This window comes from Pseudomonas sp. P129 (genome assembly GCF_020312195.1).
GTDB classification, from domain to species: Bacteria; Pseudomonadota; Gammaproteobacteria; order Pseudomonadales; family Pseudomonadaceae; genus Aquipseudomonas; species Aquipseudomonas fragariae.
This window is the reverse complement of record NZ_JAGPYS010000010.1, coordinates 152,023-165,755: the sequence shown is the minus strand read 5'-3', so window position 1 is coordinate 165,755 and position 13,733 is coordinate 152,023. Positions and strand designations below refer to the sequence as shown.

At 58.5% G+C, this 13,733-nt stretch carries 14 protein-coding genes; 2 read left to right on the top strand and 12 right to left on the bottom strand.

The annotated features are described in order from the left end of the window. Positions 1–3 precede the first annotated feature (3 nt). The 3 genes from sdhA to sdhC are packed head-to-tail and all read right to left on the bottom strand — an operon-like array spanning position 4 to position 2,516. Positions 4–1,776 carry a succinate dehydrogenase flavoprotein subunit gene (gene sdhA / locus KBY02_RS20830; RefSeq protein ID WP_003394562.1) on the bottom strand — a complete coding sequence of 591 codons (1,773 nt, stop codon included), beginning with the start codon at positions 1,774–1,776 and terminating at the stop codon, positions 4–6. A 3-nt stretch (positions 1,777–1,779) separates the two neighbouring features. After that, a complete protein-coding gene (gene sdhD, locus KBY02_RS20825) occupies positions 1,780–2,148 on the bottom strand; it encodes a succinate dehydrogenase, hydrophobic membrane anchor protein (RefSeq protein ID WP_003316551.1) in 369 nt (122 codons plus the stop codon). Then, on the bottom strand, positions 2,142–2,516 hold the full coding sequence (sdhC, locus tag KBY02_RS20820) for a succinate dehydrogenase, cytochrome b556 subunit (RefSeq protein ID WP_003423585.1): 375 nt from the start codon (positions 2,514–2,516) through the stop codon (positions 2,142–2,144). The genes sdhD and sdhC overlap by 7 nt, the downstream gene beginning before the upstream one ends. Before the next feature lie 361 nt (positions 2,517–2,877). On the opposite strand from sdhC, the gene gltA reads away from it, so the two are divergent. Next, the gene (gene gltA / locus KBY02_RS20815) at positions 2,878–4,167 is read left to right on the top strand and encodes a citrate synthase (protein WP_003366698.1); all 1,290 of its coding nucleotides are present in this window, start codon (positions 2,878–2,880) and stop codon (positions 4,165–4,167) included. Between the two features lie 66 nt (positions 4,168–4,233). On the opposite strand, the gene KBY02_RS20810 is transcribed toward gltA, so the two are convergent. From KBY02_RS20810 to KBY02_RS20770, 9 genes are all read right to left on the bottom strand, one after another. Further along, complete coding sequence (locus KBY02_RS20810) at positions 4,234–4,845, bottom strand: START domain-containing protein (RefSeq protein ID WP_003406158.1); 612 nt, start codon at positions 4,843–4,845, stop codon at positions 4,234–4,236. Between the two features lie 56 nt (positions 4,846–4,901). After that, the gene (locus tag KBY02_RS20805) at positions 4,902–5,159 is read right to left on the bottom strand and encodes a YkgJ family cysteine cluster protein (RefSeq protein ID WP_003406159.1); all 258 of its coding nucleotides are present in this window, start codon (positions 5,157–5,159) and stop codon (positions 4,902–4,904) included. A gap of 94 nt (positions 5,160–5,253) precedes the next feature. Beyond that, positions 5,254–5,895, bottom strand: coding sequence for a translation initiation factor 2 (locus KBY02_RS20800; protein ID WP_080267729.1), 642 nt, complete (start codon positions 5,893–5,895; stop codon positions 5,254–5,256). A gap of 114 nt (positions 5,896–6,009) precedes the next feature. Beyond that, entirely contained in the window at positions 6,010–7,449 is a 1,440-nt protein-coding gene (locus KBY02_RS20795) for a PLP-dependent aminotransferase family protein (protein ID WP_003366691.1), read from the bottom strand. 217 nt (positions 7,450–7,666) lie between these two features. Further along, on the bottom strand, positions 7,667–8,482 hold the full coding sequence (locus KBY02_RS20790; protein WP_024660987.1) for an OmpA family protein: 816 nt from the start codon (positions 8,480–8,482) through the stop codon (positions 7,667–7,669). Further along, a complete protein-coding gene (locus KBY02_RS20785; protein ID WP_003406164.1) occupies positions 8,479–8,832 on the bottom strand; it encodes a DUF4398 domain-containing protein in 354 nt (117 codons plus the stop codon). Before KBY02_RS20785 ends, KBY02_RS20790 begins: the two co-directional genes overlap by 4 nt. A gap of 10 nt (positions 8,833–8,842) precedes the next feature. Further along, the gene (locus KBY02_RS20780; protein ID WP_024660988.1) at positions 8,843–9,670 is read right to left on the bottom strand and encodes a substrate-binding periplasmic protein; all 828 of its coding nucleotides are present in this window, start codon (positions 9,668–9,670) and stop codon (positions 8,843–8,845) included. Positions 9,671–9,786: 116 nt separating this feature from the next. Beyond that, positions 9,787–10,716 carry an electron transfer flavoprotein subunit alpha/FixB family protein gene (locus tag KBY02_RS20775; protein ID WP_003366683.1) on the bottom strand — a complete coding sequence of 310 codons (930 nt, stop codon included), beginning with the start codon at positions 10,714–10,716 and terminating at the stop codon, positions 9,787–9,789. Continuing rightward, a complete protein-coding gene (locus KBY02_RS20770) occupies positions 10,717–11,466 on the bottom strand; it encodes an electron transfer flavoprotein subunit beta/FixA family protein (RefSeq protein WP_011267372.1) in 750 nt (249 codons plus the stop codon). A gap of 519 nt (positions 11,467–11,985) precedes the next feature. Here KBY02_RS20770 and KBY02_RS20765 point away from each other — a divergent pair. Next, a complete protein-coding gene (locus KBY02_RS20765) occupies positions 11,986–13,641 on the top strand; it encodes an electron transfer flavoprotein-ubiquinone oxidoreductase (RefSeq protein ID WP_003406170.1) in 1,656 nt (551 codons plus the stop codon). The last annotated feature ends 92 nt before the right edge of the window (positions 13,642–13,733 follow it).

Below are 13,733 nucleotides of genomic sequence, written 5' to 3'. Positions count from 1 at the left end.
CCCTTAATAAGTCCGAATCTTCGGTTCAAAAGTCGGGACAGTTTTCGGCGAGAAGTTCACGGCACGTTTGGTCACACTCTTGTCACCCGGGAAATACAGGGTGTGGCACAACCAGTTCTCGTCATCGCGATCTTCGAAGTCTTCACGAGCGTGAGCGCCGCGGGACTCTTTACGATGCTCTGCGGCAATCGCCGTGGCTTCGGCAACTTCCAGCAGGTTTTGCAGTTCAAGCGCTTCGATACGGGCGGTGTTGAACGCCTGGCTCTTGTCGTTGATCTTGACGTTGGCGATACGTACGCGCAGATCAGCCAGCTGGGCAATACCCTTCTGCATGTATTCGCCAGTACGGAATACACCGAAGTAGTTCTGCATGCAGCTCTGCAGTTCTTTGCGCAGGGTTGCAACGTCTTCACCAGTGGTGCGCTCGTTCAGGCCGGCAAGGCGTGCGAGGGCAGCATCGATGTCGGACTCGGAAGCGCGTGCATAATCGACGCCCTCACGCAGAGCCTGCTCCAGGTGGATACCCGCAGCGCGGCCGAACACCACCAGATCGAGCAGCGAGTTGCCGCCCAGACGGTTGGCGCCGTGAACCGATACACAAGCCACTTCACCGACCGCGAACAGACCAGGAATGATCTGATCGACGCCCGCCGCATCCTGAGTGATCGCCTGGCCATGAATGTTGGTGGCAACGCCGCCCATCATGTAGTGGCAGGTCGGTACGACAGGAATCGGCGCGGTCGCAGGATCGACGTGAGCGAAGGTCTTGGACAGTTCCATGATGCCTGGCAGACGGCTGTGCAGCACTTCTTCGCCAAGGTGATCGAGCTTGAGCATCACGTGATCGCCATCGGGACCACAGCCGTTACCGGCAATGATTTCCTTGACCATGGAACGTGCCACAACGTCACGACCGGCAAGGTCCTTGGCGTTCGGAGCGTAACGCTCCATGAAACGCTCGCCGTGCTTGTTGATCAGGTAACCGCCTTCACCGCGGCAACCTTCGGTGACCAGTACACCTGCGCCGGCAATGCCGGTCGGGTGGAACTGCCACATTTCGATGTCCTGAACCGGCACACCGGCACGCAGCGCCATGCCGATACCGTCACCGGTATTGATCAGGGCGTTGGTGGTCGACGAGTAGATACGGCCTGCACCGCCGGTCGCCAGCACGGTTGCATTGGCGCGGATGTACGAGGTTTCGCCCGTCTCGATGCAGATCGCGATGATGCCGACAAAGGCGCCATCGTTGTTCTTCACCAGATCCACTGCATAGTATTCGTTGAGGAATACAGTGCCGGCCTTCAGGTTGGCCTGATACAGGGTGTGCAGCAGCGCGTGACCGGTACGGTCGGCAGCAGCGCAGGTACGGGCAGCCTGCCCGCCCTTGCCGAAGTCCTTGGACTGGCCACCGAACGGACGCTGGTAGATACGGCCCTGCTCGGTACGGGAGAACGGCAGGCCCATGTGCTCGAGCTCGAAGACCGCTTCCGGACCTACGGAACACATGTATTCGATAGCGTCCTGGTCGCCGATGTAGTCGGAACCCTTGACGGTATCGTACATGTGCCAGCGCCAGTCATCGTTCGGATCGGCGGAAGCGATTGCACAGGTGATGCCACCTTGGGCGGATACGGTGTGCGAGCGGGTCGGGAAGACCTTGGTGACCACGGCAGTCTTGTGACCGCCCTGGGCGAGCTGCAGCGCAGCGCGCATGCCGGCACCGCCACCACCAATGATGATGGCGTCGAAAGAAAGCGCATTAATGTTAGCCATGGATCAGATACCCCAAAGAATCTGCACGCCCCAGACGAAGTAGGCGAACATCAGAACGCCGCATACCGCCTGGAACAGGAAACGTACTGCAGTGGCGGACTTGCCCAGCGCCATCGGCGTCAGGTAGTCGGTCGCAATGGTCCACATGCCGACCCAGGCGTGAGCGCCAAGGGCAACGAGGGCCAGGAGACTGAAGATACGCATTCCGTTGTGAGCGAACAGACCATGCCATTGGGCGTAGCTCAGACCCGGGTGAAAGACCATGTAGCCGATCAGGAAGATGAAATAAGCCGCGAGCACGACTGCGGAAACACGCTGAGCCATCCAGTCATAGAGACCCGAACGCGACAGGTTGGTGACGTTGGTTACCATATCCATACTCCCGCCAGAAGAATCAGAATCACGGAGACCGCGATAACGATTTTGGAGCCCAGCTTGCCGCCTTCAAGCGTCTCGCCTACCCCCGAGTCCATGATGAGGTGACGAATACCGGCCACCAGGTGGTACAGCAGGGCAGACAGAAGTCCCCAGATGATCAGCTTGGCCAGCGGACTGGTCATATACGCCTTGACTTCACCAAATCCCTCTTCGGAGGCCAGCGACTTGTCCATTGCATACAGCATGATTGCAATACCGACAAAGAGGATGACACCGGAGATGCGGTGAAGGATGGACGTGTAAGCGGTGACTGGGAGCTTGATGGTCCTTAGGTCTAGATTTACAGGTCGTTGGCTATTCACGGCTTTTTTTCACACTGAAGAGCCCCTAACAATCAGGGCAAGTTGTTGGGAAGTGCACTGGTCAGGTACCCACCACCCAGGAAGTGACGACCCCCTTGAAACAGGCCAAAAGCCTCTGGCGGTCGGACGCCGAGTATAGACAGTTAGGTTACTAATGACAACGCGCAGACGTACCGCCAATAGCGCATTGCGTTGCCGCGACAAAAGGCGTAAACGGCAGTAAACCGTCTGCAAAATCCACGGCCGGGCCCTTGCGGAACACGACTTTAGGCAAATTGACTTTAGAATTTATCTCACTATAGTGATGCGGGCCCTGCGTGGGGGGCCTGTCTGATGATTTGAAGCATAAATAGGAGGCCACATGGCTGACAAAAAAGCGCAGTTGATCATCGAGGGCGCTGCCCCCGTCGAGCTGCCAATTCTGACCGGTACAGTGGGTCCGGACGTGATCGACGTACGCGGCCTGACCGCCACCGGCCGCTTCACATTTGACCCTGGTTTCATGTCCACGGCGTCTTGCGATTCGAAGATCACCTACATCGATGGTGACAATGGCATTCTGCTGCACCGCGGCTACCCGATCGAACAACTGGCCGAGCAGTCCGACTACCTCGAAACCTGCTACCTGCTGCTCAACGGCGAACTGCCCACCGCCGAGCAGAAAGCCCAGTTCGTGGCCGTGGTCAAGAACCACACGATGGTTCACGAGCAACTCAAGACCTTTTTCAACGGTTTCCGTCGCGACGCCCACCCGATGGCCGTCATGTGTGGCGTAGTCGGTGCCCTGTCAGCGTTCTACCACGACTCGCTGGACATCAATAACCCGCAGCACCGCGAGATTTCCGCGGTACGCCTGGTCGCCAAGATGCCGACCCTGGCAGCGATGGTCTACAAGTACTCCATGGGTCAGCCCATGATGTACCCGCGCAACGACCTCAGCTACGCGGAAAACTTCCTGCACATGATGTTCAACACCCCGTGCGAGATCAAACCGATCAGCCCGGTGCTGGCCAAGGCGATGGACAAGATCTTCATCCTCCACGCCGATCACGAGCAGAACGCTTCGACCTCCACCGTGCGCATGGCAGGCTCTTCGGGCGCCAACCCGTTCGCCTGTATCGCAGCCGGCATCGCAGCGCTCTGGGGCCCTGCCCACGGCGGCGCCAACGAAGCGGTACTGACCATGCTCGATGAAATCGGCGATGTGTCGAACATCGACACGTTCATTGCCAAGGCCAAGGACAAGAACGATCCGTTCAAGCTCATGGGCTTCGGTCACCGCGTCTACAAGAACCGTGACCCGCGCGCCACTGTAATGAAGCAGACCTGCGACGAAGTACTGAAAGAGCTGGGCATCACCAACGATCCTCAACTCGAACTGGCCATGCGCCTCGAAGAGATCGCCCTGACCGATCCGTACTTCATCGAGCGCTCGCTGTACCCGAACGTCGACTTCTATTCGGGCATCATCCTCAAGGCCATCGGCATTCCGACCAGCATGTTCACCGTGATCTTCGCCCTGGCGCGGACTGTCGGCTGGATCTCGCACTGGAAAGAAATGCTCTCCAGCCCTTACAAGATCGGTCGCCCTCGCCAGCTGTACACCGGCAACGTGCAACGCGACATCGTCGCCCTGCAAGACCGCAAGTAAGCGCCACACGCAAAAAAAAGGGCTGCCATTGGCAGCCCTTTTTTTATGCGCGCTATCCGGTGCGGATCATTTGGTTTGCGCGGCACGCTCCCTGAGCGCTTTCAAGGTATTGAACGGCGCATCGACAACGAACTTGTTGGCCAGCATCGACGGCACACTGCCACCCGGCTCGGTGTGAACCTGATAGGTCACTTCAGTCTGGTTCGGCCCTTTGGGCACCATTTTCCAGAAGCCCTTGACCTCGGTTACGCGCACATACCCCTTCTCCTCGGGGATATACGAAGGCTGCTCTTCTAGGTTGCGGGTAACACTCCCGTCAGGACCTTCCTGAGTGGTGATCAACAGTACCGAATCGCGAGGCGTCACCGGCCAGGGAGTATTGAACTGGCTGTAGGTCCAGGTCTTGTTGCCTTCGTGCTTGAGCACTTTCTGCAACTTGCACTCATGGATCCAGGCGCAGGCCCCCGTGACATCCTCCTGGAGCGCACGCAACTTGCTTACGCTGGCATTGATCAGCGCAATACCCTGATACGCCTTGTAATCGGAACCAGGCACGTCGCTCAACGAGACCTTGATGCCATCCTGATTCTTGACCTCCTTCCACTCTTCAGCCTGCGCCGTTCCGGCAAGCATTACAGTGAAGCCACAAGCAACAGCCATGCGATACAGCGGACCCATTGTTTTATTCCTTGTTTTGAAGTTCCGAAGAAGCATTTGTGCTCGAAAACACTTTTTCAGGCCACCGCAGTGGCTTTTTCCCACCAACCGATCAGGCGAATGGCATCCGCCTGATCGGCACCGCAGACATCCTCTGCCGCCTTGAACTGACTGCACACCGCGGGCCGCTCAGCCCTGCCGAACAAGGCGCACAAAAACTCGACCGACAGATGCAGACAGCGTTCGCCAGCAGGCTTTCCGTCGGGCATACCGGGTATGGGAGACGTGATGGAAGGCGCTATGCAGCACGCGCCACAACCGGAACGGCAGTCCATGACCAGACACCCTTGTTTGAACATTGAAAAAGAGAAAGGATATTAACCGTCAAAACGTCTGTTTGAAAACGCCGTATCGGGCGACAGGCAGGACTTACTGCTTGAATTTGAAGTCCAGCGCAGCACCTTCTACATCGCGACGGTTGTCATTACGCATCTGCAATTGCATTTCGTTGGTCAGCAATCGCCCCTCGAGCTCGAACGGGCCGGGGTTCGCAGAATCGCCCTTGTCGCTGAACATCTGCGGCAATATCGGCTTGCGCTTGTTGGTAATCACCTTGGCAGGCGGGTCGAGCTCCTTGACCAGCTCGGGAGGCAGGCTCAGGTCCAGCCTGGGTGCTTTGATTCGCACATCCTTGACGCTGGCGGTCTTGGCATCCTTGGCGTTCTTGCGCTTGCTCGCAGGCGCCTTGGCTGCCACAACCCTGGAAGAGGTTTTTTCGGAAGTCGCCGATTTGACGCTCTGAGGTGCTGCAGGTTCTGATTTTTCCTTTCCGACCACCACAGGCACGACAGGCACGCCCGGCATCAGCTGATGCATGGTGTCCGGCGCCTTGATTTGCTTGGCATCGGTGGCGACTGCCTGCGCAGGTGCCTCAGTCTTCAGATGCACCTCGGGCGATACCGGCGCGGTGATGACCGCCTCGGCCTTGGGTTTGGGCACAGAGGTGTCCGGAGCGTCACAACCACTCAGAAGTACGACGACAAGCAATCCGAGACAGCGAAAAACATTCATAGGCAAAGAGTCAGGCAAGACAGTGGCAAAAAGCCGGAAAGAAACACATGCTGTCCTTTTGAGGCCAACCTGACAAGACAAGAGTTCCGAAGAATTGACAAAAATCTTTGCCGATCAATACGCCTGAACAGCCTCCTGACATAACTGCTTGGCCAGAATCCCCAATGTCATCAAGGCCCGTTCGGCTTCCTTGTTCCATTTCATGCCGCAATTCAAACGAATACAGTGGTTGAACTGCTCGGTGTTACTGAAAATCAATCCGGGCGCAATGCTGATGCCCTGCTCGAGCGCACGCACGTGCAACTCCTGGGTGTTGACCCTGCCCGGCAGACTGACCCAGAGGATAAAGCCTCCCGCGGGACGACTCATCTGCGTGCCTTCGGGGAAGAACTGCTGCACCGCCAGCTGATAGGCACTGAGATTCTTGCGGTATTCGAGACGGATGAAGCGCAGGTGCCGATCGTAGCCGCCGTTTTCGAGGTAAGCCGCGACAGCCATTTGCGTGACGCTGCACGCCGAGTGAGTGCTGAAGGTTTGCAGGCGCTGAATTTCCGCCTGGTATTTGCCGGCTATCATCCAGCCGATGCGCACACCCGGCGACAAGGTCTTGGAGAAGCTCGAGCAGTAAATCACCCTCCCCAACCGGTCGAACGCCTTGAGCGCCTTGGTCCGCCCTACTTCGAACATCAACTCGCCATAGACGTCGTCTTCAACCACCTGGATATCGAAATCCGAGGTGAGCCGCAGCAGATTTTTCTGCCGCTCCTCCGGCATGGTGCCGCCCAGTGGATTGCTCAGCCGTGAGGTCAGCACCAGAGCCTTGATGGACCATTGATTGGCCGCCAGCTGCAAGGCTTCAAGACTGATGCCGGTGGCCGGATCACTGGGGATTTCGATGACCTTCAAACCCAGCAGGTCGGCAAGTTGCAGCAACCCGTAATAGGCTGGCGATTCGGCGGCTATCAGATCGCCGGGCCGGGTCAGCACCCGCAGGGCCATCTGCAGCGCATCCACGCAGCCGTGAGTGATCACCACTTCAGACGGATCGACCACCACCCCGGCGTCGCGCATACGAATCGCGACCTGCCTGCGCAAGGGTTCGAAGCCGGGGCTGAACATGTAACTGAAGGCCCGCGGACTGTGAAAACGCGTGACCTTGGCCAGTTGCTGATGCAGCGCGCGTACCGGCAGGTAATCCACATGGGGCACCGCAGCCCCGAGGGCGAACACGCCTTCGCGGCGGGACTCTTCGAGGACCTGCTGGATAATGCTGCTGCGTGTAACCAGGCCGGGCCGCTCGACCCGCGCGATATCCGGGGTCGATGCCGTCAGCGCAGGCGTTTGATGGACGTAATAGCCGGACTGAGGACGTGCCCGGATCAGCCCCTGGTCTTCAAGGTTCGCGTAAGCCTGCAATACAGTTGCATGGCTGACGTTGAGCTGCGAACTCATTTTGCGAACGGACGGCACACGCTCGCCGGGCTGATAAACACCACGACGGATGTCTTCGGCCAACTGCTGAGCGATACGCTGGTAGAGCAAGAGATTGGTCATGACACAGCCTCAAAAAGACCGGTGATTTATTATTTTTGAACATACAGATGCGTAATAACCGGCACAGATCGGAAGTGTACGGGAACAGTTTGAAATCAGGCCAGCATTGATGCTTGCTGAGTGAAAATAAACGCGGGCAGAAACGCCATAATCAACGTGATTAAAGACAAAAAAGCCCGAGGCCGTTTCCGGCGTCGGGCTTTTTACCGGCTTTTTATCAGCGAGCTGCGCCCAGCTGACCTTTTTCGTCCGAGAAAACGATCTCGACACGCCTGTTTTGCGCGCGACCCCGCTCGGAGGTATTGGCATTCACAGGAAACTCCTGCCCATAGCCTTCGACATGGATACGTTTTTCATCTATGCCCAGGTCCATCAGCACGTCAGCGACGGCTTGTGCCCGGTCTTTCGACAGCTTCAGGTTTTCCTGACGATCGCCCGTGCTGTCGGTATAACCCTCGATACGGACCACTCGGCGCGGGTTGATCTGCAGAAACTGTACAACCTTGAGAATGGTGCGACTTGCCGAGTTTTTCAGCTCGGCATGTCCGGCGTCGAACAGCACATCGCCCAGGGTCATGACCAGCCCGCGGTCGGTTTCGGTGGTGGCCAGGCTGAGAATCTGATCCTCCAGCCAACGGCCCTGCTGCTGGGCGCTGGCCAGCTTGGCTTCACGCAGTGCCAGCTGCATACGCTGACGCTCCATGTCCATTTTCGCCAGACGCTCCTGGCTCAACATCAGATTGCTGTGCTCACGCGCGATCTCGCTGTAGCGGCTGCTGAGGTAGGCGTAGTGAGCGACATCGGCACCGCTTCCCAGATAACTGGACAGACGCTCGGCGCGGGCCAGTGATTCACCCGCGCGAATGACATCCTTGGGCGCACTGCGCAGCACATCGGTATCTTCCTTGACCTTCTGGAAGTCGGCACTGGCCTGCTGCAAGGCCTGGCCACTGTCCTTGTGACCGGCACAACCGTATAGGCCAGCCGCCCCCAGCAACAGACACACACTCAGGACACGAGGAATACGCTTCATTGCGCCCCCCCCAGCTGCTTGCGCAAGCGATTGAGGCGGGTATTCAACTGATTGATCTGCTCCTGGCTCTTGAGGGTCAGCACTCGCGCCTCGGCCAGGCGCGCATCAAGCTCGGCCTGCTCGGCTTTCATGCGCGCGTCCTTGTAGGCGTGGCTTGCCATGGAGGCGCGGGCTTCGGCGAATCCGGCCTGAGCGACTTCCATCTCGGGTTGATCGTCACTGGCGCCGACCGCCTTGGCCTGCTCCAGCGCCTGCTCGGTCAGTTTGAACTGCTCGGTTGGTACCGGATCACTGGCGCAGCCGGCCAGCGTGGCGATTGCCATGACGGCAATTGAAAAACGAATACTCACAAAAACATCCCTACTTGTTGGGTGCGCTGGCGCTGGCAGGCTGCAGCAGTTGGGCTTTCCACAATGCCAGGTTGTGCCTGATGACATCGCCCGCAAGGCCAGAGGCGGCCGATTCTGTCATCTTTTTCGCCAGCTGTCCGCGCAACCATGGTTCATTGCAGGCCGAGTTGAACGACAAGGCCAGGTAAAAACCCGGTGTATCGACCGGTAACGGCTGCGCTGTCAGGTCTGTGGAAAGACCTAGCGTCTGCACCATAACCATACCGGCATAACGCCCGGCAAGCACGTAATCCACCTCACCCAAGGCCAGCTTCTGAAAGGCAGGCGTGAGTGCAGGCAGGCGCTCCAGAGTCAGATTCTGTCTGGCCAGCGCATCAAAGGAAGGCGTCAAACGGGTCTTTTCCGACATGGCGCCGGGATGGCCCTGCAGCTCGCTGACGGCATTGAACGGCACGCTGTGATCGTGACGCGTCCAGACCATGATCTCGTTCTGCACGATCGGCGGATGAATGTAATCCAGCGCTTCGAGTTGTGCGGCATTCAACGGTGCGTCAGCCAGCAGGTCCATGCGCCCGGTGCGCACTTCTTCGAGTGCCTGACTGCGCTTGCCGCCATACAGAAACTCGACCTTGATACCCAGCTCGCCTGCTGCCTGCGTCAGCAGATCGGCATTGGCGCCCATCAGGTGCCGCGGGTCCTGGGGATCACGCCACAGATAAGGCGGCGCGTCCGGGCTGCCAGTCACGATCAGACGCTCGCACTTGCCTGCGGCGAAGGCCAGCGTCGGCAGCGTGATCAGCCCGAAGAGAAGCGAAGACAGCAGCCGGGAATGCACCATGAGAAGTCCTTTCGATACCCAATAAAAAACCCGTTCGATCCGGGCAGGCGCACCGTAAACCGCCGGTGCGCGAACCCCGAATCGAACGGGTTCTCTTTATAGTGCAAGCGCGTGGCTTAAACCAGCTTCTCCAGCTCGGGGATGGCTTCGAACAAGTCAGCCACCAGACCGTAATCGGCGACCTGGAAGATCGGCGCCTCTTCATCCTTGTTGATCGCAACGATCACCTTGGAATCCTTCATACCGGCCAGATGCTGAATCGCACCGGAAATACCGACCGCGATATACAACTGAGGCGCAACGATCTTACCGGTCTGACCGACCTGCATGTCGTTGGGTACGAAACCGGCGTCGACCGCAGCGCGGGAAGCACCCACTGCCGCACCGAGCTTGTCGGCCAGCGTGTACAGGTGCCTGAAGTTGTCGCCGTTCTGCATGCCGCGACCACCGGAAACGACGATCTTCGCTGCTGTCAGCTCCGGACGATCGGATTTGGCCAGTTCTTCACCCACAAAACTGGACTTGCCCGCATCGTGAGCAGCCGAAACCGCTTCAACAGCGGCCGAGCCACCCTCTGCAGCCACCGGATCGAAGCCGGTGGCACGTACGGTGATGACCTTGACCGCAGCCGTCGACTGCACGGTGGCGATGGCGTTACCGGCGTAGATCGGACGGGTGAAGGTGTCGGCGGACACCACCGAAACGATCTCGGAGATCTGGTCGACATCCAGCTGCGCAGCGACGCGCGGCAGGATGTTCTTGCCATTGGACGTTGCCGCAGCCAGAACATGGCTATGGCCCGCAGCCAGCTCTACAACCAGGGGAGCGATGTTTTCAGGCAGTTGGTGCGCGTAGGCTTCGTGGTCAGCCACCAGGACCTTCGTCACACCGGCAATTTTGGCGGCGGCGTCGGCAACGGCGCTCACGCCGGAACCGGCCACCAGCAAATGAATGTCACCGCCGATCTTCTGGGCAGCAGCAAGGGTGTTGAGCGTAGCCGGGGCTACGGTCGCATTGTCGTGTTCAGCGATAACCAGGATCGTCATTTAGATTACCTTCGCTTCGTTTTTCAGTTTCTCGACCAGTTCAGCCACCGACTTGACCTTGATGCCGGCGCTGCGTGCAGCCGGCGCTTCGACCTTGAGGGTCTTGTTGGTCGAGGCCGTGGAAACGCCCAGTGCATCCGGGGTCAGCACTTCAAGCGGCTTTTTCTTGGCCTTCATGATATTGGGCAGCGAAGCGTAGCGTGGCTCGTTCAGACGCAGGTCCGTGGTCACGATGGCTGGCAGGCTCAGGGAAACGGTTTGCAGGCCGCCGTCGATTTCACGGGTCACGGCAACCTTGTCACCGGTCACTTCAACCCTGGATGCGAACGTACCCTGCGGGTAGCCGCTCAACGCAGCCAGCATCTGGCCGGTCTGGTTGTTATCACTGTCGATGGCCTGTTTGCCAAGGATCACCAGTTGCGGCTGCTCCTTGTCGACCACGGCCTTGAGCAGCTTGGCCACGGCCAGAGAAGTCAGCTCCTCGGCGGACTCGACCAGCACGGCGCGGTCGGCACCCAGTGCCAGGGCGGTACGCAGTTGTTCCTGAGCGGTGGTCGGGCCGATGGTGACGACGACGATTTCGCTTGCTACGCCCTTCTCTTTAAGACGAACCGCCTCTTCAACGGCGATTTCGCAGAACGGGTTCATGGACATTTTGACGTTGGCAAGATCGACGCCGGAGTTGTCCGCCTTGACGCGAACCTTGACGTTGTAGTCGACCACTCGTTTGACAGCTACAAGAACCTTCATGGATTCCTCACTCTCCGGTGAAAAGAAGTCGCCCGGCGGCACCAGGCGATCGATATGTGTCCTCAACAAGCAATCGCTATGCGTGCAGGCCATTCGGACGGCTTTAAAAAGCCCTATAAAAGCCGGGAGTCACCCGTCAAGCAGCGGCTGGGTGTGTAAAATGCGCCGTGCGACGTTGACCTGTTGCCTGCAGCGCGTCTGCCTGATGCCTTTTCAGAGATTGCCCGCAATCCGGGAACCTCGTTTCAGCCTACGGCAAACGCAAAACCGCCCGTATATTGACCGCAACGCCTTTTCCGGTCAATACGCCAAATCGGCCAGTTCCGAGTCTGGTGTCTTTGATTTATCTGGCCTGCGGCCGATTCAAACAAACGTTTGTATTGGACCCGCGCAGTGGTGTAGATATAATGCGAACCATTAAAAGACGGGGCGGTTCAATACCTCCATGCGTCGGCCTGCAGCGACTAAAAAAGCAGTGCCCATAAAAACACCGTGAGCCTTGAGAGTAGGAGATAGCCTGTGGAACGCGAATACATGGAATTCGACGTCGTTATCGTCGGAGCCGGCCCGTCCGGGCTTTCTGCCGCTTGCCGCCTTAAACAGAAGGCCGCTGAAGCTGGCCAGGAAATCAGCGTCTGCGTGGTGGAAAAAGGCTCCGAAGTCGGTGCGCACATCCTCTCCGGTGCCGTGTTCGAGCCCCGCGCGCTGAATGAACTGTTCCCCAACTGGCAGGAACTGGGCGCCCCGCTCAACACGCCGGTCAAGCGCGACGACATCTATATGCTGCGCGATGCCGAAAAAGCCCAGAAAATACCGGACTTTTTCGTCCCCAAGACCATGCACAACCATGGCAACTACATCATCTCGCTGGGCAACCTGTGCCGCTGGCTGGCTCAGCAGGCTGAAAACCTCGGTGTCGAAATCTATCCGGGCTTTGCCGCCCAGGAAGCGCTGTTCGACGAGAACGGTGTGGTACGCGGCATCGTCACCGGCGATCTGGGTGTCGACCGCGAAGGCAATCCGAAGGAAGGCCTGTACACCCCCGGCATGGAACTGCGCGCCAAGTACACGCTGTTCGCCGAAGGCTGCCGTGGTCACATCGGCAAGCAGCTGCTCAAGCGCTTCAACCTCGACGACGAAGCCGACGTGCAGCATTACGCTATCGGCCTCAAGGAAATCTGGGAAGTCGACCCGGCAAAACATGAACAGGGGCTGGTGGTTCACACCGCAGGCTGGCCGCTGAACGATGACAATCCGGGCGGCTCGTTCCTCTACCACCTGGAAAACAATCAGGTAGTGGTGGGTCTGATCGTCGACCTGTCCTACAGCAATCCGTACCTGTCGCCGTTCGACGAATTCCAGCGCTACAAGCATCACCCGGTCATCAAGCAATACCTGGAAGGCGGCAAGCGCATCAGCTACGGCGCCCGCGCGATCACCAAGGGCGGCCTGAACTCCCTGCCAAAAATGGTTTTCCCCGGTGGCGCGCTGATCGGCTGCGATCTGGGCACGCTGAACTTCGCCAAGATCAAGGGCAGCCACACGGCGATGAAGTCCGGCATGCTGGCTGCCGATTCGGTGGCCGACGCGCTGCTGGCCGGCAAGGAAGGCGGCGACGTGCTGACTTCCTACGTGGATGCCTTCAAGGCCAGCTGGCTGCACGAAGAGCTGTTCGCCAGCCGCAACTTTGGCGTGGCGATCCACAAATACGGCGCGATCAAGGGCGGCGCATTCAACTTCATCGATCAGAACATTTTCGGTGGCAAGCTGCCGTTCACGCTGCATGACACCAAGCCGGACTACGCCTGCCTCAAGCTGGCAGCCGACTCGAAGAAGATCGATTACCCGAAACCCGACGGCAAGCTCAGTTTCGACAAGCTCAGTTCGGTATTCCTCTCCAGCACCAACCATGAAGAGGAACAACCCTGCCACCTGAAGCTGACCGATCCGAGCATCCCGATCAGCAAGAACTTGCCGCTGTATGACGAGCCGGCTCAGCGTTACTGCCCGGCCGGCGTGTATGAAGTCATCACCAAGGAAGACGGCGAGAAACGCTTCCAGATCAACGCGCAGAACTGCGTGCACTGCAAGACCTGCGACATCAAGGACCCGTCGCAGAACATCACCTGGGTGGCACCGGAAGGTGCTGGCGGCCCGACCTACCCGAATATGTGAGGTGAAGCAGCTGCAAGTTGTAAGCTACAAGCTACAAGCTACAAGCTACAAGCTACAAGCTTTGATCTTGAAGCTTGCAGCTTGAAGCTTGC

What these genes read in the sequence shown, in the direction of transcription:
- KBY02_RS20810 (WP_003406158.1), bottom strand. Translation starts at nt 4,845, where the DNA reads ATGGGTCCGCTGTATCGCATGGCTGTTGCTTGTGGCTTCACTGTAATG.
- sdhD (WP_003316551.1), bottom strand. Translation starts at nt 2,148, where the DNA reads ATGGTAACCAACGTCACCAACCTGTCGCGTTCGGGTCTCTATGACTGG.
- KBY02_RS20775 (WP_003366683.1), bottom strand. Translation starts at nt 10,716, where the DNA reads ATGACGATCCTGGTTATCGCTGAACACGACAATGCGACCGTAGCCCCG.
- KBY02_RS20795 (WP_003366691.1), bottom strand. Translation starts at nt 7,449, where the DNA reads ATGACCAATCTCTTGCTCTACCAGCGTATCGCTCAGCAGTTGGCCGAA.
- KBY02_RS20805 (WP_003406159.1), bottom strand. Translation starts at nt 5,159, where the DNA reads ATGGACTGCCGTTCCGGTTGTGGCGCGTGCTGCATAGCGCCTTCCATC.
- KBY02_RS20770 (WP_011267372.1), bottom strand. Translation starts at nt 11,466, where the DNA reads ATGAAGGTTCTTGTAGCTGTCAAACGAGTGGTCGACTACAACGTCAAG.
- KBY02_RS20790 (WP_024660987.1), bottom strand. Translation starts at nt 8,482, where the DNA reads ATGAAGCGTATTCCTCGTGTCCTGAGTGTGTGTCTGTTGCTGGGGGCG.
- KBY02_RS20780 (WP_024660988.1), bottom strand. Translation starts at nt 9,670, where the DNA reads ATGGTGCATTCCCGGCTGCTGTCTTCGCTTCTCTTCGGGCTGATCACG.
- sdhA (WP_003394562.1), bottom strand. Translation starts at nt 1,776, where the DNA reads ATGGCTAACATTAATGCGCTTTCTTTCGACGCCATCATCATTGGTGGT.
- gltA (WP_003366698.1), top strand. Translation starts at nt 2,878, where the DNA reads ATGGCTGACAAAAAAGCGCAGTTGATCATCGAGGGCGCTGCCCCCGTC.
- KBY02_RS20800 (WP_080267729.1), bottom strand. Translation starts at nt 5,895, where the DNA reads ATGAATGTTTTTCGCTGTCTCGGATTGCTTGTCGTCGTACTTCTGAGT.